This is a genomic window from Paenibacillus sp. FSL H7-0442 (genome assembly GCF_038593105.1).
Lineage (GTDB): Bacteria > Bacillota > Bacilli > Paenibacillales > Paenibacillaceae > Paenibacillus > Paenibacillus polymyxa_D.
Genome location: NZ_CP151963.1, coordinates 442686 through 461923, shown reverse-complemented (window position 1 = coordinate 461923; position 19238 = coordinate 442686). Strand labels below are relative to the sequence as shown.

Below are 19238 nucleotides of genomic sequence, written 5' to 3'. Positions count from 1 at the left end.
TCTCCTTCGAAACAAGTCTTTTCACACATAAAACACCTTCATTACTTAAACAACATCATAGCCTTGGTCTTCAATGGCTGTTTTCAGCGCTTCAACGTTCAGCTTGGACTCGTCATATTCTACATTTACTTGCTTCGTTTCGAGGCTGACCTTGGCGGTAGCGCCAACCTTCTCCAAAGCCCCTTCTACTGCCTTCACGCAATGATTGCAGCTCATGCCCTCTACGTTCAATGTAACTTGTGCCATTTTCTTTTCCTCCTCAGGGGTACTTCCGTACCCATAATGTGTATGAATACTACTCTTAACGGATTAGCTTTTTGACCGTAACCAGCAGCTCGTCAATCACTTCCTGCTCTCCTGCCTGCATGCGCTCAATGACACAGCTTTTCATATGCCCTTCCAGCAGCAGCTTACCGACACCATTCAGCGCGGACTGGACAGCCGCAATCTGGTTCAGTACATCGTCACAGTAGGTATCCTTCTCAATCAAGCCCTTAATTCCGCGAACCTGACCTTCAATACGGTTCAACCGGGATACGAGGCTGTTCTTGAACTCTGCCGAATGATGACTTTTTCTAATTGTCTTTTCCCCATCTGTTCCACAGTGATTCTCATGGACTTCAGTGTGGGAAGCAGATTGCTCCTCAGCCATACATCAGCCTCCTGTGTGGTGTATATATGCATTCATGCATTTATTATAGTTCCATCATAATATACCCCCATGGGGTATGTCAACCTTCCAGATAAATGTCACTTTTTCGCCCTATTTTATACTTTTGAGCGTGCTTCCTTAGCAAGTACGATAAAGCTTAATAGAGCACCAACCTCGGCTATAGCTATAACGACCGCCATGGGTACGGGGGTTGTTCCACTCCCCAAGCCTACTAGCGGTGAAGCGATGGAACCCAGCAATAGAGGCAACAAACCAAGCATAGCGGACGCACTGCCTGCGGAGCGCTGCTGACTCTGCATTGCCAATGAAGTCGTCGTTGTACTTACAATCCCTACGCAGGAAACGACAAAAAACAGAGGAACTAAAACAGCAAACAATTGACCTCCAGTAAAGGCTACAGTAAGCAAGCTGATTCCGGCTACAGCCGCAATGACCAGACCCGACAAGAGTAACTGTCGTTCGCTGAAGCGACCCACAAGTCTACCCGTTAACTGGGAAAACAGTACAATCCCCAAACCATTCACTGCAAAAATGATGCTATACGTCTGAGGGGAAACCCCGAAAATATCCTGAAGCACGAATGGTGAGCCAGCAATATACGCGAACATCGCTCCCGTAATCAGCGCCTGTGAGAAGGCATAGCCCATAAAGCGTCGATCGGCAAACAAGTGACCGAGTGTCCCCAGCGTCTGCTTCAAACCACCGGATGAGCGGCGGTTCGTTGGCAACGTTTCTGGCAAACCCAATACGACGGCAATCAGCATAGCCACGCCGACCACACAAAGTACCATGAATACACCACGCCAGGAAACAAAGTTCAAAATGGCACCGCCCAGTACTGGTGCAGCAATGGGGGCCACGCCGTTCACCAGCATGAGTAGTGAGAAAAAGCGTGTCAATTCTTTGCCCGAGTATAGATCACGGGCTACAGCTCTGGAAATCACGATCCCTGCCGATCCTGTAAGCCCTTGAATAAAGCGAAGTGCAATGAGCATACCGATATTCGGCGCAAACACGCATAACAGCGAAGCAGCAGCGTACAGAATGAGCGAGATCACCAGCGGTCCTCTGCGCCCCCTTACATCGCTAAGCGGACCAGCAACGATCTGTCCAACGGCCAGGCCCAACAGACAGGCGGTCAAACTAAGCTGCGCCAACGAAGTAGTCGTATGCAAATTGTCGGCTAATGTAGGCAGCGACGGCAAATACATATCTATGGACAACGGCCCGAAAGCACTCAATGCACCCAGGACAAAGGCGATCCATAATATTCGCGATTTGGTCATATCTGCGGCAACCATAACAGTATTGGATAACCGGTTCATAATAATAATCATCCTTTTCACAAAAATATAAATAATTACTTCAATATATCATGATATCACTCATTTCGTCTGGCTTCGAATCATTACACGCTAATCCGCAATTTTTTTTCAAAACTGCTATATATCAGGCAGGAATTTACCAATTTCAGGTCGAATTATACGGTAACCAAAACAAAAAATTTGTGGAATCTGGAGAATGATAATGGTCTATGATGGAGTGCTACTGGGTCTCATTGTAGGTCTGTTCAGAGGAGGCTGGCGGCAAGGTCTGATCCGTTTCAGTCAAATTCGCCTTATAGCCGGCTGGATGTTCCCCGTGCTGCTACTGGTACAATTCATTATTTTTTATTTCCAAGAAAAATGGACTGGGCTGGCAGCCATTAACGGGTATCTATTTATGGGAGTCTACGTGGTTGGATTGATATTTCTCTGGTTGAACAGACATCATAAGGGATTCAAGCTTATTATCATCGGCGTATTGATGAATTTTATCGTTATGGCGGTGAATGGCGGCAGGATGCCAGTCTCGTTGAGCGCTTCGGAGGTGCTGGGTCCCTATTATACAGATATGCTTAAATCCGGAAGTGTCATCTCGAAACATTACATGATGGATGCGAGCACGCGTCTATCATTGCTTGGTGACATTATTCCTCTCTCCAAGCCCTATCCCCGCACGCAGGTAATTAGTATTGGAGATGTTGTCATGAACTTCGGGATGTTTCTGTTTATCCAAAGCATTATGGTCGTGAAAAGGACCACGGATAAGCAGCAAGAAACCAATCCCCGCCACGCCTAGTGCGTACCTTATTCCAAGGAAGGGAGGGAACCCTATGAAAAACTTGAAATACTCCCGTGTGATTATCAATGCTATTATTGTAGCTTCTGTCATAATTGCTTTGACTTCCGGTTACAAAATCGGGGGCTAGTCACCGATAAGAAAAAAAGGAAGCACAGGCTCAACAAAACAGGCTGGATTCCGGCCTGTTTTTTCATGTGAAATTTTCGATTATAAAATTGTAAATTATCCCATTCACCCCTGGTAGCTTTGACATCAAGATACGACAAGGCAGGAGAAGAAATGATGAGTATAATAAAAAAGCTGCAAGAACGGGTTACCGCGACGGGAATATATGTGTTTTTCATATGTTTGGCAGGCTTGATCGTCCTCCTGTATACGAATCAGTGGTCCTTTTTACACTATACGACAACAGAGTGGGTCACGATCTATTCCCTATTGGGAGCAGTTCTAATTCTGGAGCATTTTACATTTCAGCTACCCCCAGCCAGTAACAAGCAGTCCATGGATTCCTCCGTGTATCTGGCTTGTATTTTTGTGCACGGCACCGAAATTGCTATTCTAATTTTACTGTTAAACGTAATCATTGCTATGTTCCGGCACACAGAACTGTCCTGGTGGAAGCATACCGTCAATTTTTCTATTTACGCCCTTTCCATTTTCCTGTCTTCAACAGTATTTGAACTAAGCGGCGGAACGCAGGGAGCTTTAAACCAAGAGCATTTCGCTTCCTACCTGCTGGCGTTAATTTGCTACTTTGCGGTGAACACAATCACACTGGGCATCTACTTTTATATCGCATACAAAGGGTCCTTCAATGAGCTTAAACAGGCTTTTTTGGCTGAATCCCTGCTCGTATACTTATGTACACTCATTCTGTCTTTGGTATTGACTACACTGATTTATAACAATGGCATTCTAGGACTTTTGCTGTTCCTTGGGCTAAGCATGCTCCTATCTCACGCATTCAAGCAAATGTTCACGCTGTATCGGGAAATCGAAGAAAAAGCAAACATGGATCGCAGAACAGGGCTATACAATCACAGCTACTTTGAAAATACACTTGAAGCTGAATTAAATATATCGAGATCCGAGAATACTCCCCTCAGTCTGGCGCTGATTGATATAGATGATTTCAAAAAATACAATGATCATTTCGGTCATCTTAAAGGCGATCAGCTACTGGGATTTCTCGGTGAGTTTCTTAAGAAGGAAACCTCCGACACCCCCATCACCGTATCCCGCTACGGTGGAGAAGAATTCACCCTGCTTATGCCTGATCATACCGCTGAACAAGCTTATGAAATAGTCAATGCTATTCGAAAAAGATTAAATGATTCTCGTTATGAGGGTGTCGAAATTTTTCCACATGGCTGTCTGTCCTTCTCCGCAGGTATTGCCCAAAGCCGCATTGACATCTACGACAAATCACAATTGGTCGATCTGGCGGATAAAGCCCTGTACTACGCCAAGAAACAGGGCAAAAACATCGTTCATACGCATGGAAGCTTAAATGAAGTGGAGCGTGAGGTGGATCTGGGGCAGGATATTCGTGATCTTGAGCAGCAGCTTAATTTGTTCTTATACAAGGATATTAATACCTTCAAGCATTCCAAACGGGTGTTCAGATATGCAGCAGACATGAGCGATGTGCTTCAACTCGGACCGGAGGATAAGCGGCGTTTCATACTAGGAGCTCTCATTCATGACATTGGTAAACTGGAGATTCCCTGGAATATCCTCAATAAAAAAGAGAAGCTGTCCGGTGAGGAATGGCAGATGGTGCAAGCGCATGTCATGTGGGGCAAGCGTATTGTAGAAGCCAACGAACGATTCGTAGATTTGATTCCTTTTGTGGAGCTGCATCATGAACGTTATGACGGAGGAGGCTATCCGTTTGGCTTTAAGGGCGAGCAAATTCCACTTTTATGTCGGATGCTGACGATCATCGACTCTTTTGATGCGATGACAACCGAGCGTCCCTATCAACCCACCAAAACGTTCGAGGAGGCCATTGAAGAATTACGCGCTTGCTCGGGTAGCCAATTCGATCCCAAACTAACGGCTACTTTTATCCATTATATTCAACACAAGCAACCTGCTTTCACGGATCTCATGGAAACAGGGCTCTAATTCCTTCATAGGCTCTTCCTCTTTCCCCTAGCATGGTTGAAATCGTCCTGAATTCAACCACACTAGGGGTTTTCATATGATTGGCATTTTGTATAATGCTTATTATTTCAAATTTCATATAAATGTCATAATTCGCTCCATCTATTCGCGCTATATGCACTATGATTAAGATAGGAATGGATTTGTACGTCAGGCAAAATCCTCCTGTATAAAATGTTATAAATGGGGATATCCTCGCTTCAAGTAATCGAGAGAAGGTGACTTCACAAGCATGTTGTATCCGTCCAGACCAGCCCGTGTGGCTTGTCTTTTATTGCTGTGTCTCCCCCTTCTGGTCCTGTTTCCTCACTCTTCGTGGGCTCATGCATTTGTCATTGAATCCAGTCCGACCGAAAATCAGGTTTTGGACAAGTCGCCTTCTCAGGTGACCATTACCTTCAATGAAGATTTGCAATCTGCCTTCATGTCGATCAAAGTGACCGACGAAACAGGCAAGCGGGTCGACACAGGAAAAGCACAGCTTGACCCGAATCACAAAGCCACCATGGAAATCCAATTGATCCCAGGGATGAAAAATGGAATTTACTCTGTTAGTTGGAGAGCTTTATCCGCAGACGGACATCCAGTTAATGGAGTTATTCCATTTCAAGTAGGCAGCGGTTCCAATGCGCCTACCCATCAAGCTACCGCACCTGAAGGCTCAGGGACATCACGAATCGACTTAATCGCTGTCCGTTGGTTTCTTTACATAGGACTATCGCTGCTTTTTGGAGCGATTTGTTTCCGGCTGTTCATCTTACCGAGCATAAGCCAAGACAAGAATCAAAGTGAACAGCATAAGCAAAATCAGCGGCCCTTTGAAACATCGCCCCGCTGGAATAAACTGCTATGGAGCGGCTACGGCATAACGTCTGCCGCCATTCTGATCAGCCTGCCACTTCAGGCTTCATGGGATGCCGGGGTTTCCATCAGGGAGGGCTTCTCACTCCCGATTCTGGGAGAAGCTCTCCAGTTTACTGGAGCCGGACAAATTTGGTTTATCCAGATGATTCTCGTGCTACTCCTAAGCGTAACGCTGATTTACGCGCTGGATTACAGCATTTCGAGTCGCCAGCGCCGTCTTTGGGGCTACAGCTCGGCTCTCCTAACGCTATGCCTCATGCTGTCCAAGGCCTTTGTCGGTCACCCGGCAGCGGCTACCCATCCAGCTCCAGCCATTGCGGCGGACTTCGTCCATCTCGCGGCAGCAGCCTTTTGGATCGGCTCACTTGCCGTCATGGTCGTGTGCCTGCCGGTTGCCGGAGCAGAGTTGCCCGTATCCGAGCGGGCAACTCTACGACAAGCCGCCTTGCGCCGCTTCGCCGGCTGGGGCATTGCTATGGTGGCGGCGTTACTCGCCACCGGTATATATGGAGCCGTGCTGTACATTCCGGCTCCCTCCATGCTGCTGAACACGTCCTATGGACTCGTTCTGCTCGGCAAGGCAGCGCTGCTGCTAGTCATGCTGGCCTTCGCGGCCAGCCAGTTCCGCAGCGCACGGCAAGCGGCGCCCAGCAAGCAAGCCGCCCGGGGATTGCGTGCCGAGTTGTCCGTCGGCCTGCTCGTGATGCTGTTGACTGCGGTGCTCACTCACCTGTCACCCGGTCAGGCACCTGCTGTACCGTTTGAGGAGACTCGCACTACGGGTGGATATAACGTTACCCTGGCAGTCAGTCCCAATGCTGTGGGCAGCAATGAATTTAAGGTATCCGTTCAGGACAGCAAGGGTGCTGCCGTTTCAGGAATCCAGCAGGTTACATTAACGCTCACTCCAGCAGACCCTGACCAAGATCAACAGGAATTTGTTCTACCTGTGAAGCAGCAACAGCCATTCCGCAGTCAGGAATTGATGACCTCCGAAGGAACATGGGCGGTAAAGGTACATGCTCTGACGGCTTCACTCGATGCGGTTGATGCTGAATTCACCCTGCATGTAGGCGGTAAGAAATAATTATTTTATACTTCAGGATTTTGTGAAATCCTCAGTTAAAAGGAGCGAATAATTGAATATGAATACAACAATTCAAACAGCAAAATCCAGATTTTCCAGGTTTGCGACCTCTGTGGGTCTAATCGCAGCGGGTGCCTTACTTTTTGCAGGTATGGCCAGTGCACATGTGACAGTCAAGCCTTCTGTTTCACAACCTAATGCGTGGGAAACGTACACATTGAAAGTACCCGTGGAAAAAAACATTCCAACCACCAAAGTCGCCTTGAAAATTCCGAAAGAGGTCGTTTTCAAACAATACGAGCCTGTACCGGATTGGAAGGTAGCCACCGAAAAAGACAGCTCTGGCAAAGTAATCACCGTGACCTGGACGACTGAAAAAGACGGCATTCAAGCAGGTCAATATCAGCGTTTCGGCTTTGTAGCGCAAAATGCAGACCAGAATACCGCAGCAGCCTGGGACGCCTTCCAGTATTACAGTGACGGAAGTATCGTGGAATGGACAGGCGACGAAGGAAGTAGCAATCCTCATTCCATTACCGAAATTACGACGGACGCCACGTCCGCAACCCCTGCACCTGCCGCAGACAGCGGACACGATTCGGCGGGTACGGCAGCAGGTCACGCGAGCACAGATACGACTAAAGATAGCAGCAGCCCCGCACCTGCTTCAAACAATGCTGTAGAAGCTGCACCTGCCGCTTCTGTTCCAGCCAGCTCTACTGCACAAACGACAGCTCTCGTCCTCTCGATCATTGCAGTCATTCTTGGTGCCGCAGCTGTTGGTATTGCACTCAAGCGCCGCAAGTAATCTGGGTTACGTATAAAGTTAAGATCGTTTTAAAAAGAAAAGCTGACACCTATTTAAAAGGGGTCAGCTTTTTTGGTATGAAAGAAAACGATTAATATTCAGCTTTAACACATATTCAGATTCATCTCATCCTATTATTTCACATTCACCTTTCTATCATTTTTTTGGTAAAATAGGTAGAACCCTCACGATTCTAACATGATAGCATTGCAATCTATTGAGCATAGGAGATCATAGGATGAAAATCGTAAATAAAGCTCTGTTATCTAGTGCTATTTTTCTGAGTACCACAGTGGGCATCTATAGCCCCTTGGCACAAGCTGAAGCCGGCAAGATCAGCATTATGCTGGACGGATATGCATTACCGTTCCCTGTACAACCTGCCATGATGAACGGCACGACCATGGTTCCCTTTCGTGCGATTTCTGAAGCTCTTGGCATTACAGTGAAATGGGACCAAGCCAGCCAAAGCATCACCGCTACCAAAGCGCAAGGTTCTGCTACCAAGCAGGTGATTCTAAAGATGGGTAGCCGCAATGCCACAGTGGACGGACAAGCGGTTCAACTAACAGCCGCTCCGCAAACCGTGCACGGCAGCACCATGATTCCGCTGGGCTTTTTCGGGCAGCAGTTTGGAGCCACGGTGAACTGGAACCAGGGAACACGGACGGTCTCCATTACATCGCCTCGTGAATCGATGTATACAGTAGGCTTCTATGCGCTGTCTTCCTTTGACCAAAAATCCAAAATACCGGATTTTAACGTCGTTGCCTTCGGCTGGAGTCGAATTGATACGAACGGACAATTTACCACAAACGGCAAAGAATACAAATGGCCTCAAGCCGCTGGAACTGTAACGCCAGAGTCCATTGTGCAGGAGGCAGACAGCCAGGGGACTTCCCCTTACCTGATGGTCTATTCCGGAGATGGCAATCACGAGCTGACCAAAGTTTTGGAAAATGCGCAGCTTCAAGAACAAACCATTTCCCAAATTGTCAGCACCGCCACCGACAAACAATTTAAAGGCATTTCGCTAGACCTGGAAGGATTGGGCTGGAGCGGCGACAAAGCCAAAGCTCGTTCAGACTACAACACCTTTATTAAAAAGCTATCGACCAAAGCGCATCAGGCCGGGCTCAAGCTCACCGTCGTTCTGCATCCGCTGAACAGCTCTTACTCTGGCTATGACTACAAAACGCTGGGCAATCTGGCGGACGACCTGATCATCATGGCCTATGATTATGGACAAAAGGCTACGCCTGAGCCTTTGGATAAAGTGGATGAAGCCATCCAACTGGCCTTGAAGGAAACCTCGCGGGACAAGCTCATTTTGGGGATTTCAATGGGTAGCGAAAAAGACAGTACCATTAACGCCAAGATCGGTTTAGCCAAACGTTATGACCTCAAAGGAATCGCTATCTGGCGCTTGGGCATCATTGGAGAAACGGCCTGGTCACAGATGAACGAAGCCATCGAGTTTAAATAAGTGTACATTTTATCCAAGTAAAACCGACCTTATTTCGCCCGCCAGATGATTTCTTATGAGTCTTCTATGAAATCATTTGGCGGGCTTTCTTCATCCCCTTTAACAAAAGTGCTTGCCTGATTTGGAAGTTGTCGTCACAGGCTCGCAACCCTGTTCTCCATAGAAGATCCCCCAGTCTCTCATAAAATCCAGCAACGGCCTTAACGTATCTCCTAACGGGGTAAGCGAGTATTCCACACGCGGTGGGTTCTCATTATAAATTTCACGGTGCACAATGCCATCTCTCTCCAATTCGCGCAACTGCAAGGTTAGCATCCGCTGTGTAATATTAGGCAAGGTCCGTCGAATTTCGTTATAGCGCCGCGGTCCTGTGGTCAAATGATACAAGATGACTCCCTTCCATTTGCCACCTATAACCCCGACGGTTTTCGCTACCGGACATCCAAAATTAACGCTAACTGCATGTTCCATCTCCTGTGCCATGTATACCCCTTCTTTCTGTAGAATGTGTAAACCAATAGCCCCAGACGTATGACAAGGAACAAATATGTGCGTACTTGTTCCCTGCAAAAACTTTCTATATGATAACTATATATTCGATATCAGCTCTCATTATAGTAGCAGAAAACCCATAGAGTACCAACTAAACCCATACCCAAAGGAGTACATTTTATGTCTAATACATCAGCTAAAAAGCAGGAAATTCTGGACGCCTTTCTGTTCAGGCACGCCACGAAAGAATTCGATCCCAATCGCATCATACCGGAAGAGGATTTTCAGTTCATTCTCGAAACCGGACGACTTTCTCCAAGCTCCGTCGGTTTTGAACCATGGCAGTTTGTAGTTGTACAAAATCAGGCATTGAGAGAAAAGCTGGCTGCAGTTTCCAGCGGCGGTCAAAAGCAGATTCCTGCGGCTAGCCACGTCGTCCTGATTTTGGCGCGCAAGGATGTTCGTTATGATTCTCCTTACGTGGAGTATATGTATAAAGAGGTTAAAGGTATGTCTGAGGAGGACTTTGCCTCACTGCCAGGCCGCTATAAGATTTTCCAGGGTGAAAGTCAACGTCTGCTGGAAAACGAACGTACGTTATTTGACTGGGCTTCCAAGCAAACCTACATTGCCTTAGGCAATATGATGACAGCAGCGGCTCAGATCGGTATTGATTCCTGTCCAATTGAGGGCTTTAACTACGATCAGGTGCATGCCATTTTGGAGGAAGAAGGACTTCTGGAGAACGGGCTGCTCGATATTTCAGTCATTGCTGCCTTTGGTTATCGCGCTCATGAACCCAAGCGGGAAAAATCCAGACAACCACTGGAAAAGGTCACCCGCTGGATTCTGTAATCTAATATCTCGAGTCTCTCCCCCAAACACTGAACACTGAAGCATCAAAAAAGACGGGCTGCGGCACTTCATCTGAATGATGAACATACCGCAGCCCGTCTTTTTTAGGTCACATCAATCTCTATTAAAATACCCTTGGAAGCCAGGTTGTCCAGGCACTCCTTCATATACTCATCGTCATGCTCCACATATGCACCCGCACCTGCCAGTTCCTCACCCAGCTCCGCCTCCCAAGGCTCACACTGCTTACCGCGATACAACGGCTGTTCCCACAGGGGATCAACATTGTACCCTCTGCTTTTCATTTCGTCCATAATGAGCCTATGATAGCGCACCAGCAGCATTGGGTGATAATCGAACACATAATTCACGGTGGCGTGTGGCTTGCCCCACCCGTTCCCGCGCAGGGCACAGCACTCACGATGTTGCCCCAGCAGTTGCGGACGGGGTAACTTGTCGATTAAATGTTCATGCCAAAGCCTCATGCTTCCACAACCCTATCTGTAGCTTTTTCTGGTCTATTGGATTAGCATACGGATACCTGTCAGCACAATGCCGATCAGGAAGCCTGTAACTGCGCCGTTAATACGTATCCACTGCAAATCCTGTCCCAGTTTGTCCTCCATCAGTGCAATCAGGGATTTGTTATCCATTTTGTCTACATTTTCGCGTACCAAGTTACCAATTCGACTATGGTTGGCTTCCACCAGTCCAGTAATACCTTCCACAATTCGCACATTGATCTTGTCCAGCAGCTCGGTATTCCCTCTTAAATCAGTCAGCATCCGATTCAATAGCGGTAAAATATAGGTCTGCACATAGCTTCCGTCTTCCATGTAGTCCAATAAGCGTATACGCAGTTCTTCCATTTTGCCCAGCACTGACGCATCGCCTTCCCAGGCTTCAACAAGGCTATCCTTCCAGCCGTTCAACCCTTCCTGAACCGTATCTTTCGTCGCCAATCGGGTCACCTGTGTCCTCAGACCATCCAGCACAGCCTGACGGCGCGGGTGCTCTTCCCTTTGCAATTCTGCTACCTGATCCAGCAGGAAATGACGAATCATTTCACCCATACGCTCTTCGTTCAGATAGCCGAGGAATGCGTTCAAAGCAAACTGCATCAGCCCGCTCACCTGCAAACCACTGACAGCCTGCATCCCTAAGGTGCCCAGCGTATAACCCGTTTCTGGTCGCAAAAGCCAGGACTCGGCTTGCTTCAGCGTGTAATCCAGTGCGCGGCGATCATAGCCCTTCGCGCTGGTCTGACGAGCAAGCGACTCCAGCAGCGGTCCGGCGTCAAAGTCAGTCACCTGCCGCTTGAGCTCTGCCACGATGACCGGAGCCAATTCCGCGAGCGGGAGCGACTGGACGAGACGCTTGGCAAGAACATCTATGGATGCCGCCGCCTCCGGCGTGCGCATTCCTTTTTCCACACCGCTCAGCACCAAATCGGCCAAACGGATATCTGCAATTTTAGACGCGATGCTGTCTTTGTTTAGCAGGTTATTTTCCACCGTACTTACCAATGCATTCGTGAGCTTGTCCCTATTTTTAGGAAGCAGCGCGGTATGTGGTATCGGAATGCCTAGCGGATGACGGAACAAAGCAGTGACAGCGAACCAGTCTGCCAGTCCCCCTACAAGTCCTGCCTCAAAAGCTCCGGCTAACAAACGAGCCCAGCCATATTGCTGGAAGGGCAATGTGGCTGCAAAGCCTGCCCCTAGAATAACGAGCGACCAAGCCGCTGCGGTTTTCGTATTTTTTGGTTTTCCCATCCTGTAATCCTCCAAACTGACTGTCGAGTAAGTAAAGCACTATACCTGTATTAACCATCATATCATTGCCCGTGTCATTTCCAAAGTTGAAAGCACTTGAGATGAAACGCGCAAGGGCACTTTTTGCGTAATTTTTTATGCATATATCTCTCTTTTTTACATTCATGTTTGTGAACAAAATCACAGCACTGGGCCCAAACTCTTATTTTCAATAATAAGCCTTACGAACCATTTTATCAGAACCAAGTCCCAATTTTTTTAAACCGAAAGGAGAAGTGAACAAGAAAGTTGAATGGGCATAAGATACCTTTTTTCAGTACCCTTTTGGTATTGGACCTCAGAAAGGATTTGAATCCATGATAACCCCAGATTCTTTCAACAGCATTCGACTTTTTCATATGGATTACCAGGTTAAATATCCATAAAAAGTGTTACTCCCATAAAATTCAAACACATATTTTGCTATATAGACATATTTGATGTGATAAAATAAACTTTTATAAATAGGGAATCATGTTTAATCAGCCATTATATATTGGTAATTCAAACCAAGATATGCTAGATAAAATTGCTTTTTTGTAAAGGAATTGAATATGACAACAGACCAAAAAAACAACGTGGGCCTCTGGAATGGCGATCCGGTCGTAATTGTACGCACTCCCTCCGCTTTTGCCAAGCAATCCCTTTTATATATCCAGGAATTAGGCTACTTCCAAAAAACTTCTGCTTTTACGATGGAAAGGAAAGAACTTTCCTCTTTTTTGCTTGTCTTTACGTTGTCTGGTAAGGGAGAATTACTGTACCGGGGCAAGAAATATATCTTAAAACCTCAAGATTTGTTCTTTATTAATTGCGAGGAATATGTTCAATACAGCACCTCCGGTCATGAATCCTGGGAGTTTATCAGCCTGTACCTGTATGGCAATCTGATTGAAAATTTTTACGAACAATTTGCCAAGCATAATAAACCGGTCATTTCCATGCATAATCCGCATATTATATTGGATAAGCTCCATGCTCTGATTTGTGGGCAGTCTGACAGAAGTCTTTCCGCTGAGCTACTAACGTCCAGGCTCATTGGTGAAATACTAACGTGCATTTTGCAACATCCCTATGATCATCCGTGTGTGAATGCTGAAACCCTGAGCGAAGTACGTCGGGTACAGCAATATTTGGATCAGTCCTACTGTGAGCGAATAACACTGGACTCGCTGGCAGATATGTTTGAATTAAACAAGTTTAATCTGGCTAAAAATTTCAAAAAGCAGATCGGTTTCTCTCCGATTGATTATCTCATTAATGTCCGTATCACAGCCGCTCAAAGCTGGCTTAAAACCAGTGACATGTCCATTGTGGATATCGCAAGGTACGTAGGGATTCCCAATACGAGCCATTTTATTAACCTATTCAAGGAGCATGTAGGAGAAACACCTCATTCCTTCCGCAAAAAATGGGGGAACCGTTCAAAGTTGTAAATGAGAGGTTACATGAAATCAGTTTGATAGATGATAGACGCACAAGCTATTCAAGTTAATGGCAAAACTGTCGAAAGGCAGTGACGCAAAACTATAGGGCCTTCCTTTCCAGATGGCAGCCAGCTACCAGATGAACGAGCTTTTTATTATGTCTTTTTTACATAGATCCATCACAAATTGCTTTACCTCTCTCGAAGAAAGCCCTGATCGCTATGATCAGGGCTTTTTTTCTATTGGGATAGTCATGTCAGCCTAGCATGCTGAATATACTAATTTCGAACTAGGAGGAGGGAAGGAAAAAACATAACCGCCGAAGCATTGCCATATTACGATGAATAGGAGAATCACTTGGAGCATGAGAACAAAAATAAATGTAATGATCATTGCCTTATTGCTCATTGTCCAAAGCTTTTTCAGCGCAACGCTGGCTTACGCAGATGCTCCAGTCCCAGAACTGCCGCAGAGTGCTGTATCCGATCCTAACCATACCGTTACGGATGCTGTATATGTTGTCCCAAACCTTGAACCTCCTAGGGAGATTCCTTCAAACACGGTTCCCTTCGTTCAAGGAGCAACCAGTTCAAAGTCTCAACATGATGCAGCTCCGCAGAGCATATTAACGAAGTTGAGCCTGACCGACGAAGCAGGGCGTGTCATTGATGCGGTATATAGTCCAGACAGCCAATTCGACATCGGATCAGCCATCCAACTAGGCTATGCATGGGAGCTTCCTGACAATACCTATAAGTCAGGGGACAGCTTCACCTTTCATTTACCAGAACAGTTTGTCATCTACACTGATATCTCATCTCCGTTAGTCACTACCGACGGAACCGTGGGATACTTCACAGTAGATCGTCAGGGCAAGGTGATCATGACCTTTAACCAATATGTAGAGAATCATTCCAATGTCAGCGGCAAACTGCAAATCAAAACCGAGTTTACGAAAGAAACGGTGAAAGGCAGTACAGAGATCATCATTGCGATTCCGATCAAAGGCGGGGTACAAACGGTCATCGTGAATGTAAAACCCCAGTCAGGGCCAACCCTAAGCAAACAAGGGAAAATAGCTGGCACCAATCAGATCGACTGGATCATTGATGTGAACAAACAGCTAAACACCGTAAAGCATGCCCTCATCACCGATCCAATTCCTTCAGGGCTGGAACTCAGAAGAGACTCTATTCGGCTCTATCATCTACAAGTCAATATCGACGGCTCGACCGTTGTTCGAGACCTAGTGAATGCAAGTGAATATGCCATTGAAGCAGATCAAGCCGGGACAGGGTTTGTGATTCATTTTCAAGACGATAGCATTAACACGGCCTATCAGATTCAATATTCCACGCGTATTATTGGCGATGAAACTCGTTTCTCCAACACAGCAACGCTTTCAGGAGATACGATAGAGAACGTTGTTGCTACCGCTACTGTTCAGGTGGAACGTGGTGAATTTTTGTCCAAAAAGGTTGAAAAATATGATCATGCCACACAAACACTCTCGTGGGCCATAAGATATAACTTCAGCGAGACAAAAATTCCCGAAGCCAAAGCTCTTTTAATTGATCATTTCAATAAAACTCAAGAATTGCTGCCCGGTTCTTTGAAAGTATTTAAGAGAAACACACTGGAGGAACTCCCATCGTGGGCGTATACTGTCATCCCAGTTGATTATCCGGACCGCAACGGCTTCAAACTTCAATTCAACTTCGACGTAGATTCAGCCTATACCATCCGATACCAGACTCAAGCCAGAGACCGTGTCTATGAAAATGAAAAAGTTACAAACATCATAACCTCAGATGGAACCCAGAAGATCGTATCGACGGAAATCATAAGCGGAGTTATGACTAAAATGTATGACACACCCAATTACAACACCAAAATCATACCTTGGGTGATTACCATCAATACAGACTTGTACATCATGAAAAATATTGTCATTCAGGATGTGTTTCCAAACGGGGGCTTGGCCTTGTTACCGGACACCCTGAAAATTCAAAGTGTTGACGGAACAACGGAGCTACGTGCACCCACGGATTATGAGCTGATTCCGCTATCACAGGACTATAAACAAGGATTTACGCTCATTTTTCATAAAGCCATTCAGAAGGCTTATACAATCAAGTATTCAACTACCTATAATAATGATTGGAAAACGGATACAACGAAGCCCGAGTTTCGTAATAAATCCCATATAGAATACCAGTTTGAAGACGGAGAAAGATCATCGCAAGAAGTGGAGTGCCCGATCTGGCCGGACTTTATGACACAACGAAACGGTGCCAAGCAAGGAAGCTATAATGCGACCTCCAAGCTCATTACCTGGGACATTAAAGCTAACTACAATCGCAAGATCCTGAATCACGCGGAAGTGAGAGACCCCTTGTTGCAAGGTCAGAAGTTACTGCCCGCCTCCGTAAAAGTATACGATATGACCTTGCTGGGATGGTGGGATGGCGTACAAAAAGGGGCTGAAATCCCAGCAGATCAATACACCATTATTCCTCCCTCCGAGCAAAATGGTAATGAATTGCGTATCCAGTTCAAAAATAAGATACAGACTCCCTACTGGATTACCTTTCAAACTTCATTGGAAGGAGAACTGATTGAAAAGGAAATCCATAATCAAGCCCTTCTACTAGATGGACAAAAAACTGTCTCCGAATGGACAGCGCAAGTCACGTTACCTCATGGCGGAGAATATGTATCTAAAGTCGGTACACAAAATGGAAATAAGATTGACTGGAGCATCCGCATCAATGAAGGACAGTCCCATGTATCCAACGCTAAAATTATAGATCAGCCTAGCAGCAATCAAATCTTAATTGAGGATTCCTTTCATTTGTACTCTACAATCATCGCTGCCAACGGAAATACCACCAAGGGCACCGAGTTGATTAGAAATCAAGATTACAAGCTGTATATCAAGACAGATGCTCAAGGCCAGCAAACTTTTGAACTTACTTTTGCTAAGGATATTTCCACTGCTTTTATACTTGAATACCAATCGTTCATTCATGCTGAAGACAAAGCCAAGGTGAGTAATAAGGTTGCCTTTGAGGGGGATCGCTTGACGACAGAACTGCGGGAAACCAGCCAGGAAATCATCGTACGAACGTCTTCCGGCTCCGGTTCTGGCGGGGGTGTGACCGAAAGTCTTGAGCTGACCAAGGTAGATCAGGATATGCCTGACAAGGTACTGCCTGGCGCACAGTTTGCGCTCTATGATAAAGGTCAAAAAAGAACCCCTCTCATTCAGACCACCAATCAGGAAGGCAAAATCATCTTTTCTTCCTTGCTTCATGACGACTACATCTTGGAAGAATTGGCAGCACCGGAGGGCTATAAAATTACCGAGGGCAAGCTCGAGATCAAAATAGACGCAACACTGCGACAAAGCTCTGGCGTAAAGAGGGTTGTGATCACCAATCGTAAAGAAAAGAAAAACGACCCTGAACCACCTGTAGACCCGGGAACTCCAACAGACCCCACGAATCCCTCAGGACCAGGAACGCCTACTCATCCAAACCCCTCACCCCCGTCTGGAGGCTCAGGTAAAAAACATGACAAAGATCCGGAAATACCCAATATTCCGTCTATAATCGTCCCTCCGTCATTGCCAAAGTCTCCGGAGGACATAGTCTCTCCACAGGAGGAACCTGCGCCTATACCGCCGGAACTGCCAGCCGTCATGCCTCATCAAGATCCTCCTCCTCCGGTGGATTCGAAAGACGATCCCGAACCTAAGATCCGTCTCAAGGTTCCGGGGAAAGAACCTGAAGAGCCGGAGGATACACCTGCGGTACATCAATTACCCCAAACAGGTGAAAGCAGCCCCGTTCCGTTCTATTTGACAGGCATAGCGATGGTTATATGGGGCGTATTTATGAAATTTAGACGGACAAACAAAAAATAAAATTAATCACCTGCCCTGATCTCCCGGCTCATTCCCGATTGGAATGAGCCGGGAATGGGGCATTTTTTTAAAAAGTATGTATAATCCGTACTTTGCTTAGGGGAGGCGAGATTGCTGCGTCTGCGTAAACTTTCCTACGTATTTATTGTGTTAGGCTTACTTTTTATTTTGTTTCCTAAAGCGACGGAATGGAATGAGGATCAGGAACAAAGCAAGCTATTAAAAGCAGCCGAGCTACCATCAGGAAAAAGCGATGCGCTTAGAACCGCCAGTCTTACAGACAGCTATGCTCGCTTGTCCACTCGTCTTACGAAAGTTCCGGTTAGTGAAGCACGACAAAATACTTCCCCACCTCCTGCTCCCATGGCAAGCGCTAATGAACAAACTCCCATAGCCACTATTAGTATAAGTCGTATTGCTTTAAAGCTCCCTGTATTGGAAGGCGCAACGAGGATAAATATGAGACACGCGGCTGTACATATGCCGGAAACGGGGACGCTAGGACAAGTGGGGAATGCCGCCATTGCTGCTCATCGAGCCCGTACCTCTGGACGTTTATTTAATCGTCTAAATGAATTGAAGATTGGGGATAAGATTGTTGTCAACACTCGGGGTAACCAATATGTATATAGCGTTTATAGCCTGAAGGTGGTTGATCCTACGGACGTGTCTGTTCTAAAAAGCTTCAAAAAACAAAAGCTGCTCACGCTGATTACATGTGACCCTCTCGTCAACCCCACCCATCGTCTCATTGTTCAGGCCAAACTAAGCACCTAAAGCCATTTTAAAGTACCTATTTCTATGAGTAAAAATAAATCAGGCGGGCCATTCCTGTTCATTACAGAAATACACCCGCCAATGCTCACATCATGATTCAGTTGGATTCTTGGCAATCAGCTTGAAATCATCAAAGTGGAATCCTGGTGCAACCACACAGGTTACCAGCACGGGCTCATCCCCAAGCGGACGTGCCGTTTGCCATACTGCTCCTGGGACGAGTGCTTGTGGATGCTGTCCTGCCTCCACATCCGCACCGACGATAATCACAGTTTCTTCACCAGGCTCTTCTCCGCTTCCACCCAATTTCAACTCTACAGGGCTTCCGCTATGATATAACCACAGCTCATCAGAATGGACCACATGCCACTCGGAGAACTCGCCCGGATGTAGCAAGAAATACGTAGACGAAGCTGCAAAGCGCGGACCGGAATACACATCCGGCAGTACAGGCTTCGGAATTTGGAAATGGGCCTTCCACATCTCTTTGTACCAGCCGCCTTCTGGATGGGGCTCCATGCCCAATGCCGTTACTAGCGGTGAAATAGCTTTCGTCATTGTCTAACCTTCCTTTACCCTAAATTCCTTCTTCCCTACTGTAAAACATAGCGTTGCTTTTGTCACGTTTCTCCCTTGGCATGTCGAACGCTATTATTCCATGTAAAATTAAATAACATTAAATTGTGAATATTCATTTAATTTTATCATATAAATAGCAGTTAACAAGCAAAAGG

General features: G+C 46.4%; 17 protein-coding genes and 1 riboswitch. Of the genes, 10 read left to right on the top strand and 7 right to left on the bottom strand.

Translation table 11 applies throughout. The features are described 5' to 3' along the window. Positions 1–45 precede the first annotated feature (45 nt). The 3 genes from MHH57_RS02060 to MHH57_RS02050 form a co-directional block, all read right to left on the bottom strand. Positions 46–246, bottom strand: coding sequence for a copper ion binding protein (locus MHH57_RS02060; protein ID WP_029514688.1), 201 nt, complete (start codon positions 244–246; stop codon positions 46–48). Between the two features lie 55 nt (positions 247–301). Further along, complete coding sequence (locus MHH57_RS02055) at positions 302–652, bottom strand: metal-sensitive transcriptional regulator (protein ID WP_029514687.1); 351 nt, start codon at positions 650–652, stop codon at positions 302–304. A gap of 116 nt (positions 653–768) precedes the next feature. After that, positions 769–1998: a multidrug effflux MFS transporter gene (locus MHH57_RS02050; protein WP_340931224.1), complete on the bottom strand. Its 1230-nt coding sequence runs from the start codon at positions 1996–1998 to the stop codon at positions 769–771. A gap of 202 nt (positions 1999–2200) precedes the next feature. Here MHH57_RS02050 and MHH57_RS02045 point away from each other — a divergent pair, with 202 nt between their 5' ends. From MHH57_RS02045 to MHH57_RS02025, 5 genes are all read left to right on the top strand, one after another. Beyond that, positions 2201–2794, top strand: a complete 594-nt coding sequence (locus tag MHH57_RS02045; RefSeq protein WP_165147924.1) for a DUF5317 domain-containing protein — start codon at positions 2201–2203, stop codon at positions 2792–2794. A 282-nt stretch (positions 2795–3076) separates the two neighbouring features. Next, complete coding sequence (locus tag MHH57_RS02040; protein WP_342434768.1) at positions 3077–4927, top strand: diguanylate cyclase; 1851 nt, start codon at positions 3077–3079, stop codon at positions 4925–4927. A gap of 271 nt (positions 4928–5198) precedes the next feature. Beyond that, entirely contained in the window at positions 5199–6917 is a 1719-nt protein-coding gene (locus MHH57_RS02035) for a copper resistance CopC/CopD family protein (RefSeq protein ID WP_318627670.1), read from the top strand. A gap of 58 nt (positions 6918–6975) precedes the next feature. Continuing rightward, positions 6976–7725 carry a DUF1775 domain-containing protein gene (locus MHH57_RS02030; protein ID WP_209949257.1) on the top strand — a complete coding sequence of 250 codons (750 nt, stop codon included), beginning with the start codon at positions 6976–6978 and terminating at the stop codon, positions 7723–7725. Positions 7726–7963: 238 nt separating this feature from the next. Next, positions 7964–9211, top strand: coding sequence for a stalk domain-containing protein (locus tag MHH57_RS02025; protein ID WP_209949255.1), 1248 nt, complete (start codon positions 7964–7966; stop codon positions 9209–9211). Between the two features lie 99 nt (positions 9212–9310). On the opposite strand, the gene MHH57_RS02020 is transcribed toward MHH57_RS02025, so the two are convergent. Beyond that, positions 9311–9694: a winged helix-turn-helix transcriptional regulator gene (locus tag MHH57_RS02020; protein WP_023986690.1), complete on the bottom strand. Its 384-nt coding sequence runs from the start codon at positions 9692–9694 to the stop codon at positions 9311–9313. Positions 9695–9883: 189 nt separating this feature from the next. Here MHH57_RS02020 and MHH57_RS02015 point away from each other — a divergent pair, with 189 nt between their 5' ends. Beyond that, positions 9884–10558: an NAD(P)H-dependent oxidoreductase gene (locus MHH57_RS02015; RefSeq protein ID WP_235307027.1), complete on the top strand. Its 675-nt coding sequence runs from the start codon at positions 9884–9886 to the stop codon at positions 10556–10558. Positions 10559–10662: 104 nt separating this feature from the next. Here MHH57_RS02015 and MHH57_RS02010 read toward each other — a convergent pair whose 3' ends face one another. Both MHH57_RS02010 and MHH57_RS02005 read right to left on the bottom strand, forming a co-directional pair. Continuing rightward, positions 10663–11043, bottom strand: coding sequence for a TIGR02328 family protein (locus MHH57_RS02010; protein WP_341162461.1), 381 nt, complete (start codon positions 11041–11043; stop codon positions 10663–10665). Between the two features lie 33 nt (positions 11044–11076). Next, the gene (locus MHH57_RS02005) at positions 11077–12333 is read right to left on the bottom strand and encodes a DUF445 domain-containing protein (RefSeq protein ID WP_342434767.1); all 1257 of its coding nucleotides are present in this window, start codon (positions 12331–12333) and stop codon (positions 11077–11079) included. Positions 12334–12926: 593 nt separating this feature from the next. On the opposite strand from MHH57_RS02005, the gene MHH57_RS02000 reads away from it, so the two are divergent. The 4 genes from MHH57_RS02000 to MHH57_RS01985 all read left to right on the top strand — a co-directional run bounded on the left by MHH57_RS02000 (position 12927) and on the right by MHH57_RS01985 (position 18504). Continuing rightward, positions 12927–13808: an AraC family transcriptional regulator gene (locus tag MHH57_RS02000; protein WP_341162463.1), complete on the top strand. Its 882-nt coding sequence runs from the start codon at positions 12927–12929 to the stop codon at positions 13806–13808. Between the two features lie 50 nt (positions 13809–13858). Beyond that, a riboswitch (cyclic di-GMP riboswitch) is annotated at positions 13859–13939 on the top strand. After that, positions 13921–14064: a hypothetical protein gene (locus MHH57_RS01995; protein ID WP_250267264.1), complete on the top strand. Its 144-nt coding sequence runs from the start codon at positions 13921–13923 to the stop codon at positions 14062–14064. (Overlaps the previous riboswitch by 19 nt.) Positions 14065–14163: 99 nt before the next feature. After that, positions 14164–17727 (top strand): collagen binding domain-containing protein, encoded by a 3564-nt coding sequence (locus tag MHH57_RS01990; RefSeq protein WP_342434766.1) that lies wholly within the window; start codon positions 14164–14166, stop codon positions 17725–17727. Positions 17728–17838: 111 nt separating this feature from the next. After that, entirely contained in the window at positions 17839–18504 is a 666-nt protein-coding gene (locus MHH57_RS01985) for a class D sortase (RefSeq protein WP_341162465.1), read from the top strand. A gap of 90 nt (positions 18505–18594) precedes the next feature. On the opposite strand, the gene MHH57_RS01980 is transcribed toward MHH57_RS01985, so the two are convergent. Further along, a complete protein-coding gene (locus MHH57_RS01980) occupies positions 18595–19062 on the bottom strand; it encodes a cupin domain-containing protein (protein WP_013308442.1) in 468 nt (155 codons plus the stop codon). Positions 19063–19238: the final 176 nt, after the last annotated feature.

Bases quoted from the DNA above. Each gene is read 5' to 3' on its own strand.
- MHH57_RS02045 (WP_165147924.1), top strand. From the start codon at position 2,201: ATGGTCTATGATGGAGTGCTACTGGGTCTCATTGTAGGTCTGTTCAGA.
- MHH57_RS02000 (WP_341162463.1), top strand. From the start codon at position 12,927: ATGACAACAGACCAAAAAAACAACGTGGGCCTCTGGAATGGCGATCCG.
- MHH57_RS02050 (WP_340931224.1), bottom strand. From the start codon at position 1,998: ATGAACCGGTTATCCAATACTGTTATGGTTGCCGCAGATATGACCAAA.
- MHH57_RS01990 (WP_342434766.1), top strand. From the start codon at position 14,164: ATGAGAACAAAAATAAATGTAATGATCATTGCCTTATTGCTCATTGTC.
- MHH57_RS02015 (WP_235307027.1), top strand. From the start codon at position 9,884: ATGTCTAATACATCAGCTAAAAAGCAGGAAATTCTGGACGCCTTTCTG.
- MHH57_RS01995 (WP_250267264.1), top strand. From the start codon at position 13,921: ATGGCAGCCAGCTACCAGATGAACGAGCTTTTTATTATGTCTTTTTTA.
- MHH57_RS02020 (WP_023986690.1), bottom strand. From the start codon at position 9,694: ATGGCACAGGAGATGGAACATGCAGTTAGCGTTAATTTTGGATGTCCG.
- MHH57_RS02030 (WP_209949257.1), top strand. From the start codon at position 6,976: ATGAATACAACAATTCAAACAGCAAAATCCAGATTTTCCAGGTTTGCG.
- MHH57_RS02005 (WP_342434767.1), bottom strand. From the start codon at position 12,333: ATGGGAAAACCAAAAAATACGAAAACCGCAGCGGCTTGGTCGCTCGTT.
- MHH57_RS02060 (WP_029514688.1), bottom strand. From the start codon at position 246: ATGGCACAAGTTACATTGAACGTAGAGGGCATGAGCTGCAATCATTGC.
- MHH57_RS02010 (WP_341162461.1), bottom strand. From the start codon at position 11,043: ATGAGGCTTTGGCATGAACATTTAATCGACAAGTTACCCCGTCCGCAA.
- MHH57_RS02035 (WP_318627670.1), top strand. From the start codon at position 5,199: ATGTTGTATCCGTCCAGACCAGCCCGTGTGGCTTGTCTTTTATTGCTG.
- MHH57_RS02025 (WP_209949255.1), top strand. From the start codon at position 7,964: ATGAAAATCGTAAATAAAGCTCTGTTATCTAGTGCTATTTTTCTGAGT.
- MHH57_RS02040 (WP_342434768.1), top strand. From the start codon at position 3,077: ATGATGAGTATAATAAAAAAGCTGCAAGAACGGGTTACCGCGACGGGA.
- MHH57_RS01980 (WP_013308442.1), bottom strand. From the start codon at position 19,062: ATGACGAAAGCTATTTCACCGCTAGTAACGGCATTGGGCATGGAGCCC.
- MHH57_RS02055 (WP_029514687.1), bottom strand. From the start codon at position 652: ATGGCTGAGGAGCAATCTGCTTCCCACACTGAAGTCCATGAGAATCAC.